The sequence below is a fragment of the Azospirillum sp. genome (genome assembly GCF_035627195.1).
GTDB lineage: Bacteria > Pseudomonadota > Alphaproteobacteria > Azospirillales > Azospirillaceae > Azospirillum.
Genome location: NZ_DASPMG010000243.1, coordinates 1 through 23,668 on the forward strand (window position 1 = coordinate 1; position 23,668 = coordinate 23,668).

Annotated in this window: 20 protein-coding genes; 6 read left to right on the forward strand and 14 right to left on the reverse strand. The window is 70.0% G+C overall.

Annotated elements, in window-relative coordinates; genetic code table 11:
* A partial coding sequence (locus VED21_RS21875) for an AMP-binding protein (protein ID WP_324885988.1) occupies positions 1-940 on the forward strand: 940 nt, incomplete at its 5' end.
* Between the two features lie 102 nt (positions 941-1,042).
* Here the strand turns inward: VED21_RS21875 and VED21_RS21880 are convergent.
* Positions 1,043-1,468 carry an OsmC family protein gene (locus VED21_RS21880; protein WP_324885990.1) on the reverse strand — a complete coding sequence of 142 codons (426 nt, stop codon included), beginning with the start codon at positions 1,466-1,468 and terminating at the stop codon, positions 1,043-1,045.
* A gap of 50 nt (positions 1,469-1,518) precedes the next feature.
* Positions 1,519-2,694 (reverse strand): FHA domain-containing protein, encoded by a 1,176-nt coding sequence (locus VED21_RS21885; protein ID WP_324885992.1) that lies wholly within the window; start codon positions 2,692-2,694, stop codon positions 1,519-1,521.
* Between the two features lie 174 nt (positions 2,695-2,868).
* Between VED21_RS21885 and VED21_RS21890 the strand changes: the two genes are divergently transcribed.
* Positions 2,869-3,939, forward strand: a complete 1,071-nt coding sequence (locus tag VED21_RS21890; RefSeq protein WP_324885994.1) for a DUF4384 domain-containing protein — start codon at positions 2,869-2,871, stop codon at positions 3,937-3,939.
* On the opposite strand, the gene VED21_RS21895 is transcribed toward VED21_RS21890, so the two are convergent.
* The 4 genes from VED21_RS21895 to VED21_RS21910 all read right to left on the reverse strand — a co-directional run bounded on the left by VED21_RS21895 (position 3,936) and on the right by VED21_RS21910 (position 8,394).
* Positions 3,936-4,769, reverse strand: a complete 834-nt coding sequence (locus VED21_RS21895) for an ABC transporter permease (RefSeq protein ID WP_324885996.1) — start codon at positions 4,767-4,769, stop codon at positions 3,936-3,938. The two genes, VED21_RS21890 and VED21_RS21895, sit on opposite strands and share 4 nt — an antisense overlap.
* Positions 4,769-6,013: an ABC transporter permease gene (locus VED21_RS21900; RefSeq protein ID WP_324885998.1), complete on the reverse strand. Its 1,245-nt coding sequence runs from the start codon at positions 6,011-6,013 to the stop codon at positions 4,769-4,771. Before VED21_RS21900 ends, VED21_RS21895 begins: the two co-directional genes overlap by 1 nt.
* A gap of 152 nt (positions 6,014-6,165) precedes the next feature.
* A complete protein-coding gene (locus tag VED21_RS21905) occupies positions 6,166-7,209 on the reverse strand; it encodes an ABC transporter substrate-binding protein (RefSeq protein WP_324886000.1) in 1,044 nt (347 codons plus the stop codon).
* Positions 7,210-7,272: 63 nt separating this feature from the next.
* Positions 7,273-8,394, reverse strand: coding sequence for an ABC transporter ATP-binding protein (locus tag VED21_RS21910; protein WP_324886002.1), 1,122 nt, complete (start codon positions 8,392-8,394; stop codon positions 7,273-7,275).
* A 151-nt stretch (positions 8,395-8,545) separates the two neighbouring features.
* Between VED21_RS21910 and VED21_RS21915 the strand changes: the two genes are divergently transcribed.
* Positions 8,546-9,508, forward strand: coding sequence for a metallophosphoesterase (locus VED21_RS21915; protein ID WP_324886005.1), 963 nt, complete (start codon positions 8,546-8,548; stop codon positions 9,506-9,508).
* Positions 9,509-9,586: 78 nt separating this feature from the next.
* Here the strand turns inward: VED21_RS21915 and VED21_RS21920 are convergent, their stop codons facing one another.
* Complete coding sequence (locus VED21_RS21920) at positions 9,587-10,315, reverse strand: 4'-phosphopantetheinyl transferase family protein (RefSeq protein WP_324886007.1); 729 nt, start codon at positions 10,313-10,315, stop codon at positions 9,587-9,589.
* 223 nt (positions 10,316-10,538) lie between these two features.
* On the opposite strand from VED21_RS21920, the gene VED21_RS21925 reads away from it, so the two are divergent.
* Entirely contained in the window at positions 10,539-12,047 is a 1,509-nt protein-coding gene (locus VED21_RS21925; protein ID WP_324886009.1) for an acetyl-CoA hydrolase/transferase family protein, read from the forward strand.
* A 46-nt stretch (positions 12,048-12,093) separates the two neighbouring features.
* Here the strand turns inward: VED21_RS21925 and VED21_RS21930 are convergent, their stop codons facing one another.
* From VED21_RS21930 to greB, 4 genes are all read right to left on the reverse strand, one after another.
* Positions 12,094-12,276 carry a hypothetical protein gene (locus VED21_RS21930; RefSeq protein ID WP_324886011.1) on the reverse strand — a complete coding sequence of 61 codons (183 nt, stop codon included), beginning with the start codon at positions 12,274-12,276 and terminating at the stop codon, positions 12,094-12,096.
* A gap of 151 nt (positions 12,277-12,427) precedes the next feature.
* Positions 12,428-14,320, reverse strand: coding sequence for a sulfate adenylyltransferase subunit CysN (gene cysN, locus VED21_RS21935; RefSeq protein ID WP_324886013.1), 1,893 nt, complete (start codon positions 14,318-14,320; stop codon positions 12,428-12,430).
* On the reverse strand, positions 14,320-15,213 hold the full coding sequence (gene cysD, locus VED21_RS21940; protein ID WP_414638267.1) for a sulfate adenylyltransferase subunit CysD: 894 nt from the start codon (positions 15,211-15,213) through the stop codon (positions 14,320-14,322). Before cysD ends, cysN begins: the two co-directional genes overlap by 1 nt.
* Positions 15,214-15,341: 128 nt before the next feature.
* On the reverse strand, positions 15,342-15,899 hold the full coding sequence (gene greB, locus VED21_RS21945) for a transcription elongation factor GreB (RefSeq protein ID WP_324886017.1): 558 nt from the start codon (positions 15,897-15,899) through the stop codon (positions 15,342-15,344).
* A gap of 287 nt (positions 15,900-16,186) precedes the next feature.
* Between greB and VED21_RS21950 the strand changes: the two genes are divergently transcribed.
* Entirely contained in the window at positions 16,187-16,624 is a 438-nt protein-coding gene (locus tag VED21_RS21950; protein ID WP_324886019.1) for a DUF1344 domain-containing protein, read from the forward strand.
* A 60-nt stretch (positions 16,625-16,684) separates the two neighbouring features.
* Here VED21_RS21950 and putA read toward each other — a convergent pair whose 3' ends face one another.
* Complete coding sequence (gene putA, locus VED21_RS21955; protein ID WP_324886021.1) at positions 16,685-19,822, reverse strand: bifunctional proline dehydrogenase/L-glutamate gamma-semialdehyde dehydrogenase PutA; 3,138 nt, start codon at positions 19,820-19,822, stop codon at positions 16,685-16,687.
* Between the two features lie 110 nt (positions 19,823-19,932).
* Complete coding sequence (locus tag VED21_RS21960; RefSeq protein WP_324886023.1) at positions 19,933-20,421, reverse strand: Lrp/AsnC ligand binding domain-containing protein; 489 nt, start codon at positions 20,419-20,421, stop codon at positions 19,933-19,935.
* A 99-nt stretch (positions 20,422-20,520) separates the two neighbouring features.
* Here VED21_RS21960 and VED21_RS21965 point away from each other — a divergent pair, with 99 nt between their 5' ends.
* The gene (locus VED21_RS21965; protein WP_324886025.1) at positions 20,521-21,177 is read left to right on the forward strand and encodes a hypothetical protein; all 657 of its coding nucleotides are present in this window, start codon (positions 20,521-20,523) and stop codon (positions 21,175-21,177) included.
* Positions 21,178-21,196: 19 nt separating this feature from the next.
* Here VED21_RS21965 and VED21_RS21970 read toward each other — a convergent pair whose 3' ends face one another.
* A complete protein-coding gene (locus VED21_RS21970; protein WP_324886027.1) occupies positions 21,197-23,608 on the reverse strand; it encodes a transketolase-like TK C-terminal-containing protein in 2,412 nt (803 codons plus the stop codon).
* Between the last annotated feature and the right edge of the window lie 60 nt (positions 23,609-23,668).

Here is a 23,668-nt window from a genome sequence, read left to right on the forward strand (position 1 = left end):
GGGGCCGGACGACGGCTATCTGCTGGCCGCCCCGCTGACGCACGGCACGTCGTGCTACGTCACGCCGATCCTGGCGGCCGGCGGGCGGCTGGTGTTCCTGGAGGACAAGACGAGCCCGGCCGGCGTGCTGGAGGCGCTGGAGAGCCGCCACGTCACCCTGAGCTTCGTGCCGCCGACGCTGATCTACATGATGGAGCAGGAGCTGGCCGGCCGACGCCCCAACGCGCCGCGCCTGCGCCACCTGATCTACGGCGCTGCCCCCATGCCGCCGGAGAAGGTGCGCCACGCGATCGAGATCTTCGGCCCCGTCATCGGCAGCAACTACGGCCAGACCGAGGCGCCGCAGGTCATCACCGTGATGACGGGGAAGGACTATGCCAACGGCACGCGGCTGGCGTCCTGCGGCCGGCCGGGCCTGCTGGCGCGGGTGGAGGTGATGGACCGCGACGGCCGCATCCTGCCGCCCGGCAAGGAGGGGGAGATCATCGTGCGCGGCGACCTCCTCATGCTCGGCTACCTGGACATGCCGGAGGCGACGGCCGAGACGCTGCGCGACGGGTGGCTGCACACCGGCGACGTCGGCGTGTTCGACGAGCAGGGCTACCTGACCATCAAGGACCGCCTGCGCGACGTGATCATCACCGGTGGCTTCAACGTCTACCCCAACGACGTGGAGGCCGTGCTGGTCCGCCACCCGGCGGTGCAGGAGGCGGTGGTCTTCGGCGTGCCCGACGAGAAGTGGGGCGAGGCGGTGCACGCCGCCGTCAAGCCGCGCGCGGGCGCCGTGGTGGACCCGGAGGCCGTCATCGCCCACGTGAAGGCCGAGCTGGGCTCGGTCAAGGCGCCCAAGCGGGTGCACGTGGTGCCGGAGCTGCCCCGCAACCCCGTCGGCAAGGTGGTACGGCGGGAAGCGCGGGAGCGGATTTTGGGAACCCCTTGACGTCGGGTTTTCAGACGTTGGGTTTTCGCTGGCGCTCAACCCAACCTACGGCGCCGTCGTAGGTTGGGTTGAGGCCAAAGCCGAAAACCCAACGTCGAAAACTCACACCAGCCGGGCGTTCAGGGTGATCTCCGTCCCGGCCAGGGCCTTGGACACCGGGCAGTTCTTCTTCGCACCCTCGGCCTGCTGCTGGAAGGCGGCGGCGTCGAGGCCCGGCACCTCGGCTTCGCAGTCCAGCTCGATGCGGGTGATGGCGAAGCCCTCGCCCACCTTCTCAAGGTGCGCGCGCGCCGTGGTGTGGACGCGCGTCGGCACGTGCCCGGCCTTGGACAGGCCGGCCGACAGCGCCATGGAGTAGCAGCCGGCGTGCGCGGCGGCGATCAGCTCCTCCGGGTTGGTGCCCTGGCCGTTCTCGAAGCGCGAAGGGAACGAGTAGGCGCCCTCGTAGGCGCCGCTGCCCAGCCGCATGGTGCCGCTGCCCTTCATCAGGTCGCCCCGCCACTCGGCGTCGGATTGACGTACCGCCATGCTCTCCTCCCGTTGTGGGTTGCCGTTGCCGACAGGAAGCTAGCGCGCCGTCACCGTTTGGGGAGGCCGAGCAGCGCGATCCAGCGGTCGACCAGCGCTGCGTCGCGCTCGCCGTCGCGCACGAAGCCGTCGATCAGCGGGTGTTCCAGCGGCAGCACCTCGATGAAGGCGCGGCGGTAGAGGGTGAAGGCCTTGCGCTCGCGCTGGATCAGCGCCAGCACCTCGCCCGGCGGCGTTGCCGGGGCGCCGGCCCCCACCACCGGGTACTGGACGGCGAAGCTGCGCAGCTTGACCAGCACGTCGGCGAAATCCAGCAAGTCGATGGCCGCCGTCAGCTCCTTGCGGTCCGCCGGGCGCACGGTGCGCGGCAGGCGGCGCAGCTGTTCCACCAGCCGGCCGCGCACCTCGGCGACCAGCTGGCCGGCCTCGCGCCACTGGCCGCGGGCAAAGAGTTCGGCGAAGCGGCGCTCGGCGGCAAGAACGGTGAGGCGCGCCGCCACCTCGCTCAGCTTCGGCTCATCCGGAAGCTCGGCCAGCACGGGGCGCAGACGGTCCAGCGCGGCTTCCAGCGTCTGCGCCTCCTCGACGGCGCGCGTGGGGTCGGCGCCGTGCGCCAGCACGCCGCGCACCGCCCGGTCGCCATCGGCCAGGGCCGCCTCGATGCGCTGCTGCTTCTGGTAGCCTGGGTACCAGCTCACCACCGCCGCACCGCCCAGGCCCAGCGCCACCACCGCCACCGCCGCGCCGATCACCAGCGGACGTGGGAGCCGGCGGCGCGCGGGTTTCGTCGGCGGCTTGGGCGTGAAGATCGGTTTGCGCTTCGGTGCGGGCTTCGTTTCGGGTGTCGGGGGTGGAGGCGCCTCGGCCGGCGGCGCCCCGTCCACCTCGTAGCGGAAGGCCAGCGATCCCAGGCGCACCTCGTCGCCCGGCCGCAGCCAGGCGGAGCGGACGCGCTCGCCGTTCACGAAGACGCCGTTGCTGCTGTCCAGGTCCTGGATGCCCCAGGTGCCGTTGCCGCCCAGCAGGCGGGCGTGCCGGCGCGACAGCTTGGCGATGGGCAGCACGTGCGTGCAGCCCTCCTGCCGGCCCAGCGTCACCTCCGTGCCGGGCGTCAGCGCCAGGGCCTGCGCCACCGCCGGGTCCGCGCACACCAGCCGCGCGGGCGGCGCCGCCCGGCGGGCGGGCGCGGCGGGTCCGGTGCGGCTGTCCTGCGGGGAATCGGGCATCGGCGGCGGGGATGGGCGAAACGGGATGGGCCGGACGGGGGCGGCATCTTGGCACATCCGCCCCGCCGGACGGGACCGTTTTGTACCGCGGCTTGGCGGCCCGGCGGTTTGGGCGTATACCTAGCGTTCAGCAAGCACCGGCCCGATCGACGCCCGGTTGCAGCGGGGAGCGACGTGAACGACGCGCAGACCAGAGCGCCCGGCGAGCCGGGCCACGAGGCCGCGGCTTCGTCCGGACGGCGCTGGTCCGTGGCCGGCGTGCTGGCGGTCGTGGCCCTGGCGGGCGCGGGGCTGTGGCTGTCCACCCGGCCGGGGCCGCCGCCGGCACCGCCTGCCGAACCGCCGAAGCCGGCGGTGGCGGCAAAGGTCGCGGCGGAGGTCACGGTCGTTGCCGCCGAATCACCGCCCCCTGCACCGTCCTCAGCCGTCGCGCCGGAGCCCCCGGCGCCCGATCCAGCCGTCCAGGCGGCACCCCAGCCGGACCCCGCGCCGGAGCCTCCTCCACCGGAACCCGTTCCCGAACCGCCCGCCGAACCGCCGCCCCCCGCCCCGCAGCCGACCCTCGCCGGGGAGTTGGAGCGCGTGCGCCCGGTACTGGAGCAGCTGCGCTGCTCCCTGCTGCGCGCCGAGGGGGCGGAGGGCGCACTGCTCATCGCCGGCACGGTGACCAGCGAGGCCGACCACGCCTACGTCCAGCGCGTCGCCGCCACGGTGGCCGAGCCGCTGGCCGCCAAGGTCGACGTCGCGGTGGCCAAGCGCGGCCTGTGCGAGCCGCTGACGCTGATCGCCCCGCTGCGCGCCGCCAACACCGAACAGGCGGAGCCGCTGACCGTCGCCATCCGCGCCGTCGGCGGCACGGTGACCGCCGGGCAGGAGCTGGTGCTGGACCTGCGCGGGCCGGCCTTCGCCGGGCATCTGCAGGTGGACTACTTCACGCTGGACGGCGGTGTCGTGCACCTGCTGCCCAACCCGCTGGAGCCGACGGCGCCACTGGACGCCGGTGCGGTGCGCCGGCTGGGCGAGCGGGGCGGCGGCGGGCGATTCTGGTCGGTGCGCCCGCCCTTCGGGCAGGAGCTGGTGATCGCCATCGCCAGCGTCACCCCGCTGTTCGCCACCCTGCGGCCGGAGGCCGAGCCGGCCGCCGCCTACCTGCCGGAACTGCGCAAGGCGCTGGACGACGCCGCCAAGGGCTCCCCTGCGCCGGTCGCCGCCGCCGTGTTCGTGACGACGGCGCCGGGGCCTTAACGGCTGGCCGGACCGCGCAGGCGCTCGCTGCGGCGGCGCAGCCATTCCAGGGTGGCGAGCAGGATCACCGACAGGGTCGTCAGGATCACCGCGGCGGCCGTGATGGTGGGGCTGATGTTCTCGCGGATGCCGGCGAACATCTCGCGCGGCAGGGTGCGCTGCTCCGGCCCGGCGAGGAACAGCACGGTCACCACCTCGTCGAACGACGTGGCGAAGGCGAACAGCGCGCCCGACGCCATGCCCGGCAGGATCAGCGGCAAGATCACCCGGCGGAAGGTCAGCAGCGGCGGCGCGCCGAGCGAGGCGGACGCCCGCGCCAGGTTCATGTCGAAGCCCTGCAAGGTGGCGCTGACCGTGATCACCACGAAGGGTGTGGCGAGTGCGGTGTGCGCCAGGATCAGCCCGGCGTAGTTGCCGGTGAGGCCCAGGGGTGCGAAGAAGAAGTACACGCCCACCGCCGCGATGACGACCGGCACCACCATCGGCGACAGCACCACCGCCATCACCAGAGGCTTCCACCGGCTGTTCCACTGCGCCAGCCCCAGCGCCGCCAGCGTACCCAGGGCCATGGACAGCACGGTGGCCGCGATGCCGATGATGAAGCTGTTCTTCAGCGACAGCATCCACTTGTCGGACGTGAACAGGTCCACGTACCAGCGCAGCGACAGCCCCGGCAGCGGGTAGGTCAGGTACGTCTGCGAGCTGAAGGACAGCGGCACGATCGCCAGGATCGGCGCCATCAGGAAGACGAACACCAGCGTCGCCGCGACGACGGTGGCGCCCCAGCCCAGGCGCTGGCTGAGCACGCGGGGGGCGTGGTTGTCGGACATCACTTGAGCCCTCCCGTCATCTGCTGGCCGTGCACAAGCTTGCCGTAGACCACGGCGAGCACGAGCGTGCACAGCAGCAGCACCGCCCCCAGCGCCGAGGCGAGGCCCCAGTTGACCGTGTCGGTCGTGTAGAAGGCGATGAAATAGCTGATCATCTGGTCCGCCGCGCCGCCGACGAGCGCCGGCGTGATGTAGTAGCCGATGGCCAGGATGAAGACGAGCAGGCCGCCCGCCCCGATGCCCGGCAGCGTCTGCGGCAGGTAGACGCGCAGGAACGCCTGCGTCGGGGTGGCGCCCAGCGAGGTGGCGGCGCGCACGTAGGCCGGCGAGATCGCCTTCATCACGCTGTACAGCGGCAGGATCATGAAGGGCAGCAGCACGTGCGTCATCGCCACGAAGACGCCGACGCGGTTGTAGATCAGGCGCAGCGGCTCCTCGATAAGGCCCAGCCATTGCAGCGCACCGTTGACCACCCCCTCGCTCTGCAACAGCACGATCCAGGCGCAGGTGCGCACCAGAAGCGAGGTCCAGAACGGCAGCAGCACGAAGATCATCAAGAGGTTCGACGGCCCCGCCGGCAGACTGGCCAGCAGGTAGGCGACCGGGAAGCCCAGGATCAGGCACAGCACGGTGACGCCCAGCCCGATGCCCAGCGTGCGCAGGAAGACGTCGCGGTAGATCGACTGCTCGTCCGGCGCATTGACGACGGCGCCGTCGGCGTTGCGCTGCAGGTCGAGTGCCGCCAGCAGGTAAAAGTCGGTGACCGGGCCGCCGGCGTTTTTGATGGCGGCCCAGGTCGTGCGCTGCCCCCAGGCCGGGTCCATGGCGACCAGCGCCGCCTTGGCCTGCCCTTCGGCCGGCACCTCCTTGATCTTGCGGGCGGTGGAGGTGAGCAGCGTGCGGAAGCCGTTGACGGCGTAGTTCAGCCGCTTGGCCGCCGTGGCGACGGTGCGGTCCTTGGTGGCCTGCATCAGGTCGGCGGCGAGCGCGCGGTAGGCCGGGTCGCCCGGCAGGTCGCGCCCGTCCCATGTGGCCAGCGCCGCCACGGTGTTCGGCATCACCTGCTGCACCTCCCAGTCGTCGACGCTGCGCCACAGCATGCCGCCGATGGGGATGAGGAAGGTGAACAGCAGAAAGGCCAGCAGCGGCAGCACGAGCGCCAGCGCCTTGAACTGGCGGGCCCGCTCCGCCCGGCGGAGCCGGCGTTTCAGCGAGATGTCGCCGACGGCGACGAACGCGGCCATGGTCTCTTCTCCCGGCTTTTTCTCCCTCCCCCGCCCCGGGGGAGGGTCGGGGTGGGGGTGCCGCCGAGAATCAGCAACGGATTCTTGCCGCACCCTCACCCGCCCGCTTCGCGGGCACCCTCTCCCCGGAGGGGAGAGGGTTCTTCACGCCCTTACTTCGCCGCCCACTTGTTGAAGCGTTCGGTCAGGCGGTCGATGTTCTCCAGCCAGAAGTTGGTGTTGATCTCGATGGCGTTCTTCATGTTCTCGGGCGCCGTCGGCAGGTCGGCGAGCACCGTCTTGTTCACCAGTTCGGTCGCCTTCTTGTTGGACGTGCCGTAGGCGATGTTCTCCGACAGCTTGGCCTGGTTCTCTGCCTTGCCGACGAAGTTCAGGAACTTGTAGGCGGCCTCGGCGTTCGGGCTGCCCTTCAGGATGACCCAGCTGTCGATGGTGAACAGGGCACCATTCCAGGCCATGCCGAAGTTCTTCTTCTCGTTCTTGTTGGCGGCGTCGATGCGGCCGTTGTAGACCGAGGTCATCACCACCTCACCCGAGGCCAGCAGCTGCGGCGGCTGGGCGCCGGCCTTCCACCAGACGAGGTCGTTCTTGATGGTGTCCAGCTTGCGGAAGGCGCGCTCGATGCCCTCCTCCGTCGCCAACACCTTGTAAACGTCCTTCGGCGCCACGCCATCGCCCATCAGCGCGATCTCCAGCGTGGTCTTCGCACCCTGGCGCAGGGCGCGCTTGCCCGGATACTTCTTGGTGTCGAAGAAGTCGGCCCAGCTCTTGGGCGGGTCCTTCAGCTTGTCCTTGTCGTAGCCGAGAACGAAGTCATAGACGATGGCGCCGACGCCGCAGGGGTTCACCGTCTCCGGCAGGTACTGGGCGTCGCCGCCGATCTTCGAATAGGCGATCTGCTCGAACAGGCCTTCCTCGCAGCCCAGCGCCAGCTCCTCGCTCTCGACCTGCACCACGTCCCAGGTGGCGTTGCCGCCCTGCACCTTGGCGCGCAGCACGCCGATGCCGCCGTCCCAGGATTCGTCGTTCATGGGGGTGCCGGTCTTCTTGAACGGCTCGAAATAAACCTTCTTCTGCGCCTCCTGATAGGCGCCGCCCCAAGACACGACGGTCAGGTCGCGCGCATGGGCGGTGGAGGCGAGCGCGCCGAGAACGGTGGTGGTGGCGAGTGCCAGTGCCAGGCTGAAGCGGTTCATCGTCCCTGTTCCTTTTCGCTGTTGGCGCCGAAGCGGTCGTATTCTTCCCGTCAATGAGGGCCGTTACAGAGGATCCAGCGCGCGGCAGTCCTCCGGACGGAAGGTGATGGTCACCGGCCGCTCCGATTGCAGCCCCGCGTAGGAGCCCGGCGGCAGCTTGACCATGAACTCGGGGTTGCCAGCCACGTCCAGCACCGCCAGCACGTGGTCGCCCAGGTAGATCGTGTCCTTCACCACCGCCGGCAGGCGGTTGGGGCCGTCGCCCGCGTCGCCGTCGGCCAGCACGCGCACGCGCTCCGGCCGAATGGAGAGCGCGGTGCGCTCGCCGGGGGCGCCGACGGCCACGGCGGTGGCGGTCACGGAGCCGCCGGCGGCGAGGCGGACGGTGCAGAAACCCTGTTCAAGATTTTCAACGGCACCGGCCAGCACGTTGTTCTCGCCGATGAAGTTGGCGACGAAGCTGTTGACCGGGCGCTCGTACAGCGCGTCGGGCCGGTCGATCTGCTGGATGACGCCGTCGTTGAACACGGCGATGCGGTCCGACATGGTCAGCGCTTCCGACTGGTCGTGCGTGACGTAGACCACGGTGATGCCGGTCGTCTCGTGGATGCGCTTGATCTCCAGTTGCATGTGCTCGCGCAGGCGCTTGTCCAGCGCCCCCAGCGGCTCGTCCATCAGCACCAGCTGCGGGTTGAAGACCAGCGCGCGGGCCAGCGCCACGCGCTGCTGCTGCCCGCCCGACAGCTGGCCCGGACGGCGGTGCGCCAGCGTTTCCAGCTTGATCATGGCGAGCGCCCGATTGACCCGCTCGCGGATCTCCGAACGCGGCACCTTGCGCACCGACAGCGGGAAGGCGAGGTTCTCGTCCACCGTCATGTGCGGGAACAGCGCGTAGTTCTGGAAGACCATGCCGATGTCGCGCTTGTGCGGCGGCGTGTTCTTGATGGGCTTGCCGTCCAGGTAGATCTCGCCGGTGGTGGGCACCTCGAAGCCGGCAAGCATCATCAGCGTCGTCGTCTTGCCCGACCCGGACGGCCCCAGAAGCGTCAGGAACTCGCCCCGGCGGATGTCGAGGTCCAGCTTCTTCACGACGAGGTGCTCGCCGTCGTAGGTCTTCTGCACCCCCTGGAAGCGCACCAGCGTGTCCGTCTGCGTTTTCGATTCCGCGACCATGCCGCCGTCCATGCGTGTCCCCGTCCCTGTGGCCCATGGTGCGCCGAACGCGGCGGGCCGTAAACATTGGCTGGACGGTAGCAGTGTTTAATAAATTCGACAAGCGGCGGCCATTCGGCCCCGCCGACCGTCCGCACCTGCTGCATTTTTGAGCATTGCTGCCATGCCTGCGCAGCGTGCGACCACCATTCTGCCCACGCCGCGCGCCGTTTGGGAAGCCGATCATCGGGTGATTCTGCGCTTGGATACCCTGTTCCAGCCCGATTCGGCGCCCTCGCAAATCGGCCGTGGCGGGGCCAAGATCATGCGCATGAAGCTCTACGCCATCAGCGACCTGCACGTCGCCCACGCCACCAACCGCGACCAGCTCCTGCGCCTGCGGCCACACCCCGAGGACTGGCTGATCCTGGCCGGCGACGTGGGCGAGCGGCCGGAGCAACTGGCCTGCGTGCTCGAAACGCTGAACACCCGCTTCGCCCGGCTGATCTGGGTGCCGGGAAACCACGAGCTGTGGACCGTCGACCGCGATCCCGCCGCCCCGCGCGGCGAGGCCAAGTACCGGCAGATGGTGGGCGTGGCGCGCGACCACGGCGTGCTGACGCCGGAGGACGACTACCCGCTGTGGACGGGGCCGGGCGGCCCCTGCGTCATAACGCCGCTGTTCCTACTGTACGACTACAGCTTCCGCCCCGACGACGTGGCGGAGGCCGACGTCGCCGCCTGGGCGGCGGAGGAGCGCGCCGCCTGCGCCGACGAGATCTATCTGTCGCCGGAGCCCCACGAGTCCCGCGCCGCGTGGTGCCGGGCGCGGCTGGCGGTGACCGAGGCGCGGCTGTCGGCCCTGCCGCCGGACCTGCCGACGGTGCTGGTCAACCACTTCCCGCTGCGCCGCGATCTGGTGCGCATCCCGCGCATCCCGCGTTTCGCGCCGTGGTGCGGGACGCGCGCCACCGAGGACTGGCACCGCCGCTTCAACGCCCACGTTGTCGTCTCCGGCCACCTGCACGTGCGCCGCACCGACTGGCGCGACGGCGTGCGCTTCGAAGAGGTGTCGCTGGGATCGCCCCGGCAGTGGGACCACGCGCGAGGGGTGGAGGCCTATCTAAGGGAGATCCTGCCGGGATAGCCGAGGCGTAGGTTGGGTTGAGCGCCAGCGAAGCCCAACGTGTTTGCGGTGCGAAGTGTGTTGGGCTTCGCCTGCGGCTCAACCCAACCTACGAATCTCCTGGTAGTCAAGGTTCGGCTCCCCCGCGTGTGGCCAGTCCATCGCCAGCGCCAGGACGTGGCAGCCGGGGCGCCATTGCGTGAACCGCCAGCGCGCGGCATCGCCAAGCGCGGCGTCACCGAAGCTGATGCGCGGCGGGTCCAGCTCGGCGAAGCCGAAGGAGTTCAGCGGCTGCGACAGCCCCTTGCCGATCGCCTTGATGAAGGACTCCTTCAGCGTCCACAGCACCAGAAAGCGTTCGGCCCTGGCGGCCTCGTCCGGCTGGGCGTGGATGCCGGCCACCTCCACCGGGGCGAAGAAGCGGTCGGCAACGCCCAGGTTGAGGCGTGTGCGGTCCAGCGCCTCGACGTCCACGCCGACGGTGACGCCATCGGCCAGCGCCGCCGCCACGCGGCCTTTGGTGTGGGTGATGTTGAAGCGCAGGTCGCGGCCGGCCGGCGGGTCGACAAGGTGCGGTTTGCCATGCTCCCCGGCGGCGAAGCGCCACGCCGCCGGATCGCGGCCACCGGCGGCGCTGAGCTGGTGGCGCAGCAGCGCGTGCGCGGCGATGTAGGCCAGCCGGTCGCGCTCGAAGTGGAAGCGCGCGGCGCGCGCCCGCTCCGCGTCGTCCAGCACGGCCTCCAGCGCCGGCCAGCCGCCCTCGCCCACGTCGTCCAGCGCCAGCGTCCACACCTGCACCGCGCCCTTTGGCACTGCCTCCGTCCGCACCGGCTCCCCTCCCTCGTCAGCGGCCTTCAGCATAGGGGGCCGCACGGATTCTCGCCATCTTCGCCATCGTAAGCCTGGCCGTACAGGGGCCGGTCATGCCGATCCCGAACCTCTGATATTCCGCAGAGTGGATTGCCCGGTCCGCAGAATCGGGCATAACCGTGAAACAATCCATGCCCGGCCCGCGTGGATATTGAAATAATCAGAACGCCCAAGGATCCGCATGTACCGCGATCGCATTCGACTGAAATCCCTGTGGGGCAAGGTGGTCAGCCCCGAGGAGGCCGCCCTCCTGATCAAGGACGGCATGACCATCGGCATGAGCGGCTTCACCCGCTCCGGCGACGCCAAGGCGGTGCCGATGGCGCTGGCCGAGCGCGCGGCGCACGAGCGCCTTAAGGTCACGCTGATGACCGGCGCGTCGCTGGGCAACGACGTCGACAAGACGCTGACGGAGGCCGGCGTGCTGGCCCGCCGCCTGCCCTTCCAGGCCGACCCGGTGCTGCGCAAGGCGATCAACCGCGGCGAGGTGATGTTCATCGACCAGCACCTGTCGGAAACGGTGGAGCTGCTGCGATCCCGCCAGATGGGGCCGGTCGACGTGGCGGTGATCGAGGCCTGCGCCATCACCGAGACGGGCGGGCTGATCCCCACCACCTCCATCGGCAATTCGGCCACCTTCGCCATCCTGGCGGAGAAGGTGATCGTCGAGCTGAACATGACGCAGCCGCTGGACCTGGAGGGGCTGCACGACGTCTACATCCCGACCCGCCGCCCCTTCCGCGAGCCGATCCCGGTGATGACGCCGGAAAGCCGCGCCGGCCTGCCCTACATCCCCATCGACCCGTCGAAGATCGCCGCCATCGTGGTGACGCGCAAGCAGGACAGCTCCGCCAACATCCTGCCCCCCGACGACGACACCAGCGCCATCGCCGGGCACCTGATCGAGTTCTTCGACAGCGAGGTGCGCAAGGGGCGCCTGGGCCGCTCGTTGAACCCGCTGCAGGCGGGCATCGGCACCATCGCCAACGCGGTGCTGCACGGGCTGATCGACGGGCCGTTCCACGATCTGACCATGTACAGCGAGGTGCTGCAGGACAGCACGTTCGAACTGTTCGACGCCGGCAAGCTGAACTTCGCGTCCGGCTCTTCCATCACGTTGAGCGCCGGCAAGTACGCCGAGGTGCTGCCGAAGCTTGGCACCTACAAGGGCCGGCTGCTGCTGCGCCCGCAGGAGATCTCCAACCACCCGGAGGTCATCCGCCGGCTGGGCGTCATCGGCATCAACACAGCGCTGGAGTGCGACCTGTACGGCAACGTCAACTCCACGCACGTCAACGGCACGCACATGATGAACGGCATCGGCGGCTCCGGCGATTTCGCGCGCAACTGCCACCTCGCCGTCTTCGTCACCAAGTCGCTGGCCAAGGGCGGCGCGATCTCCAGCCTCGTGCCCATGGTCACGCACGTGGACCACAACGAGCACGACGTCGACGTGCTGGTGACCGAGGTGGGCCTTGCCGACCTGCGCGGCCTCGCCCCGCGCGAGCGGGCGGAGACGATCATCCGCAACTGCGTCCACCCCTCCTACCGCGAGCTGATGGCCGACTATCACCGCCGGGCGCTCGCCCGCGGCGGCCACACCCCGCACCTGCTGGAGGAAGCCTTCTCCTGGCACCTGCGCTTCCAGCAGACCGGCAGCATGCAGCCGCGGGCCATGGCGGCTGAGTAAAGCCCACGACGCCCCCGCCGGCCAGCGGCGGGGGCGTTCGCGTATTTCAATGCCTCGGCGCGTGCCCTTCCAAATACAATAGAAGGGCTGGGTAATGCGCCTTGTGGTCGCGCGCCAGGCGCTTGCAATAACGCGCCGCCTCGCCCTTGTCGAACCAAGCGCCGAGTTCGCGCGAGAGGCGCTTTTCCGCGAGTTTGCGGTCGAGCTTGTCCAAAACCTTGTGGATCACCACAGGCTCCCTGTCTTTCCAATGCGGCATGAAGTCTCCGCCACACCTTTCGATGCGGCGGAGATCATTATGCGCGCATAGCTCAGGCATAAGCCTTGCGATTTCGGAATGCCTGCGCGCTGCGGCGCACAAAACGCCGCATGGCACCACGTCAGATGATGCCGCGCTCCAAGAGCAGGGCCACCACCTCTTCGGCCAGCGTGTTCGGGTCCTTGGCGCCGGCCTTCAGCACCAGTTCCGGGTGCTCCGGCGGCTCGTAGGGAGAATCGATGCCGGTGAAGTGCGGGATCTGGCCGGCGCGCGCCTTGCGGTACAGGCCCTTGGGGTCGCGGGATTCGCACACCTCCAGCGGCGCGTCCACCCACACCTCGATGAACTCGCCGTCGGGCATCAGGTCGCGCGCCATGCGGCGCTCGCTGCGGAAGGGCGAGATGAAGGAGACGATGGTGATCAGCCCGGCGTCGGCCATCAGCTTCGCGGTCTCGGCGACGCGGCGGATGTTCTCCACGCGGTCCTCGATCGTGAAGCCCAGGTCCTTGTTCAGGCCATGGCGCACGTTGTCGCCGTCCAGCACATAGGTGTGGCGGCCCAGGCTGAACAGACGGCGTTCCAGCAGGTTGGCGACGGTGGACTTGCCGGCACCCGACAGGCCGGTGAACCACAGCACGCAGGGCTTCTGACCCTTGGCGTGGGCGCGGGCCGCCTTGTCGATGTCCAGGTGCTGCCAGTGCACGTTGGCCGCGCGCCGCAGCGGGAAGTCGATCATGCCGCAGCCGACGGTGGCGTTGGTGATGCGGTCGATCAGGATGAAGCCGCCGGTCTCGTGGTTCTCGGCGTAGGGGTCGAAGGCAATCGGCTTGTCCAGGGCGAGGTTGCAGAACGCCACCTCGTTCAGTTCCAGCCGCTTGCCGGCGATGTGCTCCAGCGTGTTGACGTTCACCTTGTGCTTCAGCTCGGTCACCTGCGCGCCGATGGTGCGGGGGCCGAGTTGGAGCAGGTAGGGGCGGCCGGGCAGCAGCGGCTCCTCGGCCATCCACAGGACGTGGGCGGCGAACTGGTCGGCCACGGCGGGGCGGGCATCGGCGGCGGCGATCACGTCGCCGCGGCTGATGTCGATCTCCTCCGCCACGGTCAGCGTCACCGCCTGCCCGGCCACGGCCTCGTCAAGGTCGCCGTCCAGGGTGACGATGCGGGTCACCGTGGTGGTGCGCGCCGACGGCAGGATCACCACGCTGTCGCCGGGGCGCACGCGGCCGCCGGCGATGGTGCCGGAATAGCCGCGGAAGTCCTGGTGCGGGCGGTTGACCCACTGCACGGGGAAGCGGAACGGGCCGTTCTGCCGCTCGCTCACCACCTCAACCGTCTCCAGCAGTTCCAGCAGCGCCGGGCCGTCGTACCAGGGCATGGCGTCGCCCCTGGCGATGACGTTGTCGCCGCGCAGGGCCGAGATGGGCACGGCGTGGATGCTGGGGAGGTTCAGCTTGCCCGCGAAGTCCCGGTACTCCGTCACGATGGCGTCGAACCGGTCGCGGTCGTAGCCGACGGCGTCCATCTTGTTGACCGCCAGGATGACGTGGCGGATGCCCATCAGCGAGACGATGTAGCTGTGCCGGCGCGTCTGCGTCAGCACGCCCTTGCGCGCGTCGACCAGCAGCACGGCGAGGTCGGCCGTGGAGGCGCCGGTCGCCATGTTGCGCGTGTACTGCTCGTGCCCCGGCGTGTCGGCGACGATGAACTTGCGCCGGTCGGTGGAGAAGAAGCGGTAGGCGACGTCGATGGTGATGCCCTGCTCGCGCTCGGCCTGCAGGCCGTCGACCAGCAGCGCCAGGTCGATCTCGCCGCCGGTGGTGCCGAAGCGCGCGCTGTCCTTGGCCAGCGCCGACAGCTGGTCCTCGAACAGCATCTTGGAATCATAGAGCAGCCGGCCGATCAGCGTGCTCTTGCCGTCGTCGACGCTGCCGCAGGTGATGAAGCGCAGGATGTCCTTCTGCTCCTGGGCGTGCAGATAGGCCCCGATGTCGCTGGAGACGGTGATGGCGGACATCAGAAGTACCCTTCCTGCTTCTTGCGTTCCATGGAGGCGGACTGGTCGTGGTCGATCACGCGCCCCTGCCGTTCGGAGGTGCGGGACACCAGCATCTCCTGGATAATGTCCAGCAGCGTTTCCGCCCGGCTTTCCACAGCACCCGTCAGCGGGTAGCAGCCCAGCGTGCGGAAGCGCACCCAGCGCATCTCCGGCACCTCGCCGGGATTCAGCGGCATGCGGTCGTCGTCGACCATCAGGAGCGTGCCGTCGCGCTCCACCACCGGGCGGGGCTTGGCGAAGTACAGCGGCACCACGGGGATCTTCTCCAGGTGGATGTACTGCCAGACGTCCAGCTCGGTCCAGTTGGACAGCGGGAAGACGCGGATGCTCTCGCCCTTGTCGATGCGGCCGTTGTAGGCGTTCCACAGCTCCGGCCGCTGGTTCTTCGGGTCCCAGCGGTGCGTGGACGTGCGGAAGGAGAAGACGCGCTCCTTGGCGCGGGACTTCTCCTCGTCGCGCCGCGCCCCGCCGAAGGCGGCGTCGAAGCCGTACTTGTCCAGCGCCTGCTTCAGCGCCTGCGTCTTCATCACGTCGGTGTGCACGGCCGAACCGTGCGAGAACGGCCCGATGCCCTGGCGCACGCCGTCCTCGTTCACGTGGACGATGAGGTCGAGGCCCAGTTCCCTGGCGCGCTCGTCGCGGAACGCGATCATCTCGCGGAATTTCCACGTGGTGTCCACGTGCATTAGCGGGAACGGCGGGCGCGAGGGGTAGAACGCCTTCATGGCCAGGTGCAGCATCACAGCGCTGTCCTTGCCGATGGAGTACAGCATCACGGGGTTGCGGAACTGCGCCGCGACCTCGCGCATGATGTGGATGCTCTCGGCTTCGAGCTGGCGAAGGTGGGTCAGGCGTACGGGCGTGAGCATGCGAACGGCCAAGTCTGGTGTTGGTGCGGGGAGCTTTAGCACGTGCGGTGTGGAAATGCGAATAGTTTACGCGTTTTACACCGTGAAATTGGAGTTCCGGCAGCGATGAATCACGAAGTGGGATAGCGGATTTCGATCACCTCGATCTCGTCCAGGCCCGCGGGGGTGCGCAGTTCCACCACGTCGCCCTCCTGCGCCTTCAAGAGCGCGCGGGCGATGGGCGACACCCAGCTGACCTCGCCCTTGTCGAGGTCGGCCTCGTCCACGCCGCGGATGGTGATGGTGTGCTCCTCGCCGCGGCCGTTGGCGTAGGTGACGGTGGCGCCGAAGAACACGCGGTCGCGGTTCTTCTGCTGCGCGGGGTCGACCACCTCGGCGATCTCCAGCCGCTTGGTGAGGAAGCGGATGCGGCGGTCGATCTCGCGTAGGCGCTTCTTGCCGTAGATGTAGTCGCCGTTCTCCGACCGGTCGCCGTTGCCGGCGGCCCACGACACCACCTCCACCACCCTGGGCCGCTCGACGCGCAGCAGGTGCTTCAGCTCGTCCTGCAAACGCTGCCAGCCCTGCGGGGTGATGTAGTTCTTCACACCCTTGGGCAATGGCGGCGGGCCGCCGCCCTCGTCGTCATCGTCGTCGCGGTCGGTTTCCTTGGTGAACGCCTTGCTCACGGTCTTCTCCCCGGGGCTGCACCCGTCGCATAGCGCGATAACGCCGCCGGGGCAATGCCGGCGCAGCGATGAACCCGGAAATCCGCAGGAGCGGATGAACACTCAAGACGATCTTTTTATCCCACCCAATGATTCTGATCTATCATCTAGGCTCTATGAAAAATTCGCAAATTGCAAAGAAGTCCACTACCCCAAAATATCAATGAATGAATCCGCATTCCGCTGCGTTTGTCCTCGCATCGCGCTCGCTCATCGAGCACGTCCTGAAGAAAGTGATGGAGGATCCCATGAAAACGCTCCTTGGTGCCGCCGCCGTTGCGGCATTCGTCGCCGCGTCCGGCATGGCGATGGCCCAGAGCTCGACCTCGCCCAGCGCAACGTCGCCCAGTGCGACGTCACCGGGCGCCACCACCGGCTCCACCGCCGGCGCGTCGATGCAGACGGCGACCGGCACGGTCAGCAAGGTCGACCGCAGCGGCAACGCGGTCACGCTGAGCGACGGCAACAGCTACAAGCTGTCGTCCAGCGCCGACCTGTCGAAGGTGAAGGAGGGCGATCAGGTCCGCATCCAGTACCGGACGCAGGGCAGCGACCGCATGGCCAGCGACATCACGTCCATGTCCGGCACGGCCGGCTCGACCGGTTCCACCTCCGGCAGCTCGTCGATGGGCGGAACGTCCGGCTCGTCCTCCAGCGACACGACCGGCACCACGAAGAAGCAGTAACGCCCCGACGTGCGAAGGGTGCGGGCGGGGCCAGCCGGTGGCGCCGCCCGCATCCGCGCGTCAGCCCTCCTCGCCCAGCGAGACGAGCGAGGCGTTGCCGCCGGCGGCGGTGGTGTTGACGGTCAGCGTCCGTTCCGCCGCGAAGCGGTAGAGGTAGTGCGGGCCGCCGGCCTTCGGCCCGGTGCCCGACAGCCCCTCGCCACCGAAAGGCTGCACGCCCACCACGGCGCCGATCATGTTGCGGTTGACGTAGGTGTTGCCCACCGCCATGCGCTCCGCGATGCGGCGCGCGGTGCGGTCGATGCGCGTGTGGATGCCCAGCGTCAGGCCGTAGCCGGTCGCCTCGACGGCGTCCAGCACGGCGTCCAGCCGGTCGCCCTTGAAGCGGATCACGTGCAGGACCGGCCCGAACACCTCGCGCTCCAGCCGGTCCAGGCGGTCGATCTCGAAGGCGTGCGGGGCGACGAAGCTGCCGTGCGCGAGCGCCTCCGGCACCATGCCGGTGACCAGCGGCGTGCCCTCGCGGCCCATGCGCTCGATGTGACGCAGCAGCACGGCCTGGGCATCCGCGTCGATGACCGGGCCGACGTCGGTGGACAGCCGCCCCGGATCGCCCAGGCGCAACTCCGCCGCCGCACCCTGGAGCATGCGGATCACCTTGGGCGCGATGCCGTCCTGCACGAACAGGACGCGCAGGGCCGAGCAGCGCTGCCCCGTCGAGCGGAAGGCGCTGGTCACCACGTCGTCCACCACCTGCTCCGGCAGCGCGGAGTTGTCGACGATCATGGCGTTCTGGCCGCCCGTCTCGGCGATGAAGGGCACCAGCGGGCCGCCGCGCTGCACCAGCGACAGGGCGATGCGCTGCGCCGTCTCGGTGGAGCCGGTGAAGGCCACGCCGGCCACACGCCGGTCGGCCACCAGCCGCCCGCCGACCGTGGCGCCGTCGCCGGGCAGCAGCTGCAGGATTGCGTCCGGCACCCCGGCACGGTGCGCCAGCGCCGTGGCGAAGGCGGCGACCAGCGGCGTCTGCTCGGCCGGCTTGCCGATCACCGCGTTGCCGGCGACCAGTGCCGCCGCCACCTGCCCCAGGAAGATGGCCAGCGGGAAGTTCCACGGGCTGATGCAGACGAACACGCCGCGCCCGGTCAGGCGCAGCTCGTTGCGCTCCCCCGTTGGCCCCGGCATCAGCTTCGGCTCGAAATCGGCGCGGGCGCGGGCGGCATAGTAGCGGCAGAAGTCCACCGCCTCCCGCACCTCGGCCAGTGCGTCGGGGATCGTCTTGCCGGCCTCGCGCACCAGCAGCGCCACCAGTTCGCCGCGCTCCGCCTCCAGCCGATCGCCCAGGCGGTCCAGGCAGGCGGCGCGCTCGGCCACCGGACGCGCCGCCCAGGCGCGCTGCGCGGCGACGCCCGCCGACAAGGCGCGGTCCACATTCTCGGCGGTGGCCTCGACCACGTGGCCGATGATGCGGTGGCGGTCGGACGGGTCGTGCAATGCCGCCGGCGGGCGATCCGCCACCGGACCCGCGACCATCGGTCCGGCCGACCAGTGCCAGGACGCGGCCACGGCGCCCAGCAGCGGTTCGGTCTGCGCGGGGTCGCTGAGGTCGACGCCGTCGCTGTTGCGCCGCTCGATGCCGAACAGGTCGCGCGGCAGCGGGATGCGCGGGTGCGGCTTCACCGGCAGCGCGGCCACGCGCGCCACCGGATCGGCGACGATGGCGGCCACCGGCACCTGCTCGTCCTGGATGCGGTTGACGAAGGAGCTGTTGGCCCCGTTCTCCAGCAGGCGGCGGACCAGATAGGCCAGCAGGTCCTCGTGGCTGCCCACCGGCGCGTAGATGCGGCAGGGCATGCCATCGCCTTGTCCCGGGGGAGCGACGACCTGATGGTACAGCGGCTCCCCCATGCCGTGCAGGCGCTGGAACTCGAAGCCTTGGCGGTCGCCGGCCATCTCCAGGACGGCGGCCACGGTGTGCGCGTTGTGCGTGGCGAACATGGGGTAGAAGGCGTCCCGCGCCGCCAGCAGCCGCCGCGCGCAGGCCAGATAGGACACGTCGGTGGACGCCTTGCGGGTGAACACCGGGTAACCGTCCAGCCCGCGTTCCTGCGCGCGCTTGATCTCGCTGTCCCAATAGGCGCCTTTGACGAGGCGCACCATCAGCCGCCGCCCGGTCGTCCGCGCCAGTTCCTCCAGCCAGCCGACCAGCGGCAGGGCACGCTTCTGGTAGGCCTGCACCGCCAGCCCGAAGCCCTCCCACCCGTCGAGATCCGGGTCGCGGAACACCGCCTCGATGATGTCGAGCGACAGGTCCAGCCGGTCGGCCTCCTCCGCGTCCACGGTCAGGTGGATGCCGGCGGCCTTGGCTTTCAGCGCCAGATCCTTCACGCGCGGCAGCAGCTCCGCCATCACGCGGTCGTGCTGGGCCAGTTCGTAGCGGGGGTGCAGCGCGGAGAGCTTCACCGAGATGCCGGGCGTGGCATACACGTCGCGCCCGCGCCGCGCCCCGCCGATGGCGCTGATCGCCATGGAATAGAGGTCGAAGTAGCGGTCGGCGTCGGCCATCGTCCGCGCCGCCTCCCCCAGCATGTCGAAGGAGTGGCGGTAGCCGTGCGTTTCGTCGTCGCGGGCACGGGCCAGCGCTTCCTCGATGGTGCGGCCCATGACGAACTGGCGGCCCAGGATGCGCATGGCCTGCGTCATCGCCTGCCGAATGATCGGCTCGCCCACCCGGTTCACCAGCCGGTCGAGCAGGCGGCCCGGCTCCTCCGCCGTGTCCAGGCGCACCACCTTGCCGGTCAGCATCAGCGCCCAGGTGGAGGCGTTGACGAACAGGCTGTCCGCCTTGCCCAGGTGGCGGTTCCAGTCGGCGGTGCCGATCTTGTCGCGGATCAGGGCGTCGGCCGTCTCGGCGTCGGGGATGCGCAGCAACGCCTCCGCCAGGCACATCAGCGCGACACCCTCCTGCGTCGACAGGCCGAATTCCTGCAGGAAGGCGTCCAGCGCGCCGAAGCGCGTGCGCGCCGCCCGCACGCCCTCCACCAGCCGTGCGGCCTCCGCCTCCACGCGGCGGCGCGCCGGTTCCGGCAGGGCGGCGGCGCGGACGAGGTCGGTGACGACCATGGCCTCGTCGGCGCGGTAGAGGCGGTGGATGGCGGAGCGGTCGACGGTCGGGGCGGGCGGCGGGGCGGCGGACATGCGGCGGTGTCCCGGTTGGTGAACAATGCACTCACCGTACCGGGAGATTACCTGGATTTGTCATGGATGTGGGCCGGCTCTTTCGAATTATATCCGGCAAAAGGCCCGTCCTATGAACTTCGTTCGGCGGGTGGCCGCAGCGGGATGGCGGTGACGTTCTTCACCTCCTCCATCACCGGGTAGGTGTGCGTCTCGCGCACGCCGCGGGTCATGGACAGGAAGCGGCCGAGGAAGGCGCGGTATTCCGCCATGTCCTTCAGCCGCGCCTTGACGAGGTAGTCGAAGCCGCCGGCCACCATGTGGCACTCCATCACCTCCGGCATGGTGGCGATGGCGCGGCGGAAATCGTCGAACGATTCCGGCGTCGTGCGGTCCAGCACCACCTCGACGAAGACCAGGAGCCCGGCGTCGAGGCGCGCGGGGTCGAGCAGTGCCGTGTACTGTCGGATGTAGCCGTCGGTCTGCAGGCGCTTGACCCGCTCCAGGCAGGCGGCCGGGCTGAGGTGCACGCGCTTGGCGAGGTCCACGTTGGTGATGCGCCCGTCGTCCTGCAGCGCCCGCAGGATGTTGTGGTCGATGCCGTCGAGCGCGCGCGTCATGGGGTCCCGGCTTGAACGTGGGCGGGGCATTATCCGGCAGCGGCCGCGCCGCGTCCAGCCGGGAGGGGAATACCCGCCCGCGCGGGGTGTTGACTCGGCATGAGACCGGCATTCCTGGCCCTGGCGGCGTTCGCCGCCGCATTGCCATGCGCGGCGGCGGCGCAGGACGACGGGCATCCCGAGGTGGTGCTCACCGACCGCGCCACCGGCTGCGCCGTGCGCGACCGTTATCCCTTCCCCGGCAAGGAGGTGCATTGGCGCGGCGTGTGCCGGCACGGCTTCGCCGATGGGCGCGGCGTCCTCGCCTGGGGCGAGTACGGCGCCGAGGAGGGGCGCGTCGAGGGCACCTTCGTGCAGGGCAGCCTGGAGGGCGAGGGCCGCGCCACCTGGGCCGACGGCCGGCGCTACACCGGCGCCTTCCGGCGCGGGCTGGCCGAGGGCTGGGGCACCTTCGTCTGGCCGGACGGCCAGCGTTACGAGGGGGAGTGGCGGGCCGACGCCCGCACCGGGACCGGCACGCTGTTCTTCCCCAACGGCAGCCGCTACGTCGGCAAGTTCGAGAGGAACCGGCCGACGGACGGAGAGTTCATCGCGCCGGACGGCCGGCGCTACGTCGCGGCGGTGGACTCGGAAGGCTCGATCGGGCCGGGCGCGCCGGTGGGCGGGTCCAGGCAGAACGGTTCGGTGCAGTCGGCGGAGCGGCCGGCACCGCCCCCGGAGACGCTGGACGAGTGGCTGCGGCAGAAGCCGCCTTGAGGTGCGAGGTTTTGCCCTCTCAATCCCCCGCCATCCGCAGATGCCGGATCGGCCGCCCGGGCGACATCGCCTCCGCCGCCAGCGCGATGCCCTGGGCGTCGATGCCGAAATGGCGGTAGAGGTCGGCGATGGTGCCCGTCTGGCCGAAATGCTCCACCCCCAAGGCCCGCGTGCGGTGGCCGTGCACGGAGCCCAGCCAGCCCAGCGTCGCCGGGTGCCCGTCGATCACCGTGACCAGCGCGCAGTGCGGCGGCACCGACGCCAGCAGCCGCTCCACGTGCGAGCGGGCGTGCACCAGGCCGCGCTCGCGCGCACGCTGGGCGGCACTCCAGCCGGCCTGCAGGCGGTCGGCGGAGGTGACGGCCAGCAGGCCGACGTCGCGCCGGTCCTCGCCCATCAGGCCGACCGCCTCGATGGCCTCTGGCGCCACGGCGCCGGTGTAGGCGACGACCACCTGGGCGTTCGGCCCCGGCTCGCGCATCCAATAGGCGCCGCCGATGATGCCGCGCTCCAGCTCCGCGGTCATGGGCCGCGTCGGCTGCTCGACGGTGCGCGAGGACAGGCGCAGGTAGACCGAACCGCCGCTCTCGTCGCGCAGCCACGTGTGCTCGTCGGGCTGCCCTTCGCCCCGCTCGCCGTTGCGCTGCATGTAGTCGAAGGCCCAGCGCATGACCACCGCCAACTCGTCCACGAAGGCCGGCTCGAAGTACGCCAGCCCGTCCTGCGCCATGCCGACCAGCGGCGTGCCAATGGACTGGTGCGCCCCGCCTTCCGGCGCCAGCGTCACGCCGGACGGGGTCGCCACCAGCAGGAAGCGGGCGTCCTGGTAGCAGGCATAGTTCAGCGCGTCCGCCCCGCGGTAGATGAAGGGGTCGTACAGCGTGCCGATGGGCAACAGCCGCTCCCCGAACACGGAGTGCGACAGGCCCAGCGCCGAGAGCAGGGTGAACAGGTTGGATTCGGCGATGCCCAGCTCGAAATGCTGGCCCGAGGGCGAGAACTCCCAGGCGTAGGTGGAGGGGATGCGCTCCCGCTTGAACAGGTCGGCGACCACCTCCTTGGCGAACAGGCCGCGCCGGTTCACCCAGGCGCCCAGGTTTGTGGACACCGTCACGTCCGGCGCCGCCGACACGATGCGCTGGGCGAGCGGGCTCTGCTCGCGCCCGACCTCGTTCAGGATCAGGCCGAAGCCGGCCTGCGTGGACAGCGCCTTCTGCGCCGGCACCGGCAGCGCGTCGGGCACCGGCACGGGCGCCGCCGTGTAGCGCCGCCGCCCGCGCGCGGCGAAGGGCACGGCGTCCAGGAAGGCCTGCAGATCGTCCGCCGGCACGTCCAGCCCCTCGAACCGGTCCCACTCGTGGCCGGGGCGGACGTTCTGGGCGGCGCGGAACTCCTCCATCTGCGCGGGCGTCAGCAGGCCGGAGTGGTTGTCCTTGTGCCCGGCCAGCGGCAGGCCGAAGCCCTTTACCGTGTAGGCGATGAAGCACACCGGCCGGTCGTGCGCCTGCGCCGCCTCGAACGCCTCCAGCAGCGACGGCAGGTCGTGGCCGCCCAGGTTGCCCATCAGGCGCGCCAATTCCTCGTCCGTGCGCTTCCCGATCAGCCGCGACACTGGCCCCTGGTCGCCCAGGTCGTCCAGCAGCCGCTGGCGCCACGCCGCCCCGCCCCGGTAGGTGAGTGCCGAATAGAGCTGGTTCGGGCAGGTGTCGATCCACCGCTTCAGCGCCTCCCCGCCCGGCTCGGCGAAGGCGTCGCGCATCAGCCGGCCGTACTTGAGGATCACCACCTCCCACCCGAAGGTGCGGAAGATGCCCTCCAGCCGTTCCCACAGCCCCTCGCGGATGACGGCGTCCAGGCTCTGGCGGTTGTAGTCGACGATCCACCAGGTGTTGCGCAGCCCGTGCTTCCAGCCCTCCAGCAGCGCCTCGAAGATGTTGCCCTCGTCCATCTCCGCGTCGCCGACCAGGGCGACCATGCGCCCCTCCGGCAGGTCCGGCGCCCAGCCGCGGGCCTTCAGGTAATCCTGCACCAGGGAGGCGAACAGCGTCTGCGCAACGCCCAGCCCGACGGAGCCGGTGGAGAAGTCCACGTCGTCCACGTCCTGGGTGCGGGACGGGTAGGACTGGGCGCCCTTGTAGCCGCGAAAACGCTCCAGCGTCTCGCGGGTCTGGTTGCCCAGCAGGTACTGGATGGCGTGGAAGATCGGCCCGGCGTGCGGCTTCACCGCCACCCGGTCCTGCGGGCGCAGCGTGGCGAAGTACAGCGCCGTCATGATGGTGGCCATGGAGGCGGAGGAGGCCTGATGCCCGCCGACCTTCAGCCCGTCGTGGTTGGGGCGGACGTGGTTGGCGTTGTGGATGGTCCAGGAGGCCAGCCAGAGGACCTTGCGCTCCAGGTCGCGCAGGCAGGCCAGATCATCGTTGCTCGCCATGTCCTCCCCCCGTTTTCATCTTTGTCCGTCAGGCCAACAACCTAGCACTGCCCTGCCGCT

Excerpts from the sequence above, each read along its gene's own strand:
- VED21_RS21880 (WP_324885990.1), bottom strand. The coding sequence starts at position 1,468 with ATGGCGGTACGTCAATCCGACGCCGAGTGGCGGGGCGACCTGATGAAG.
- VED21_RS21885 (WP_324885992.1), bottom strand. The coding sequence starts at position 2,694 with ATGCCCGATTCCCCGCAGGACAGCCGCACCGGACCCGCCGCGCCCGCC.
- VED21_RS21895 (WP_324885996.1), bottom strand. The coding sequence starts at position 4,769 with ATGTCCGACAACCACGCCCCCCGCGTGCTCAGCCAGCGCCTGGGCTGG.
- VED21_RS21900 (WP_324885998.1), bottom strand. The coding sequence starts at position 6,013 with ATGGCCGCGTTCGTCGCCGTCGGCGACATCTCGCTGAAACGCCGGCTC.
- VED21_RS21905 (WP_324886000.1), bottom strand. The coding sequence starts at position 7,209 with ATGAACCGCTTCAGCCTGGCACTGGCACTCGCCACCACCACCGTTCTC.
- VED21_RS21910 (WP_324886002.1), bottom strand. The coding sequence starts at position 8,394 with ATGGACGGCGGCATGGTCGCGGAATCGAAAACGCAGACGGACACGCTG.
- VED21_RS21915 (WP_324886005.1), top strand. The coding sequence starts at position 8,546 with ATGCCTGCGCAGCGTGCGACCACCATTCTGCCCACGCCGCGCGCCGTT.
- VED21_RS21925 (WP_324886009.1), top strand. The coding sequence starts at position 10,539 with ATGTACCGCGATCGCATTCGACTGAAATCCCTGTGGGGCAAGGTGGTC.
- cysN (WP_324886013.1), bottom strand. The coding sequence starts at position 14,320 with ATGTCCGCCATCACCGTCTCCAGCGACATCGGGGCCTATCTGCACGCC.
- VED21_RS21950 (WP_324886019.1), top strand. The coding sequence starts at position 16,187 with ATGAAAACGCTCCTTGGTGCCGCCGCCGTTGCGGCATTCGTCGCCGCG.
- putA (WP_324886021.1), bottom strand. The coding sequence starts at position 19,822 with ATGTCCGCCGCCCCGCCGCCCGCCCCGACCGTCGACCGCTCCGCCATC.
- VED21_RS21960 (WP_324886023.1), bottom strand. The coding sequence starts at position 20,421 with ATGACGCGCGCGCTCGACGGCATCGACCACAACATCCTGCGGGCGCTG.
- VED21_RS21965 (WP_324886025.1), top strand. The coding sequence starts at position 20,521 with ATGAGACCGGCATTCCTGGCCCTGGCGGCGTTCGCCGCCGCATTGCCA.
- VED21_RS21970 (WP_324886027.1), bottom strand. The coding sequence starts at position 23,608 with ATGGCGAGCAACGATGATCTGGCCTGCCTGCGCGACCTGGAGCGCAAG.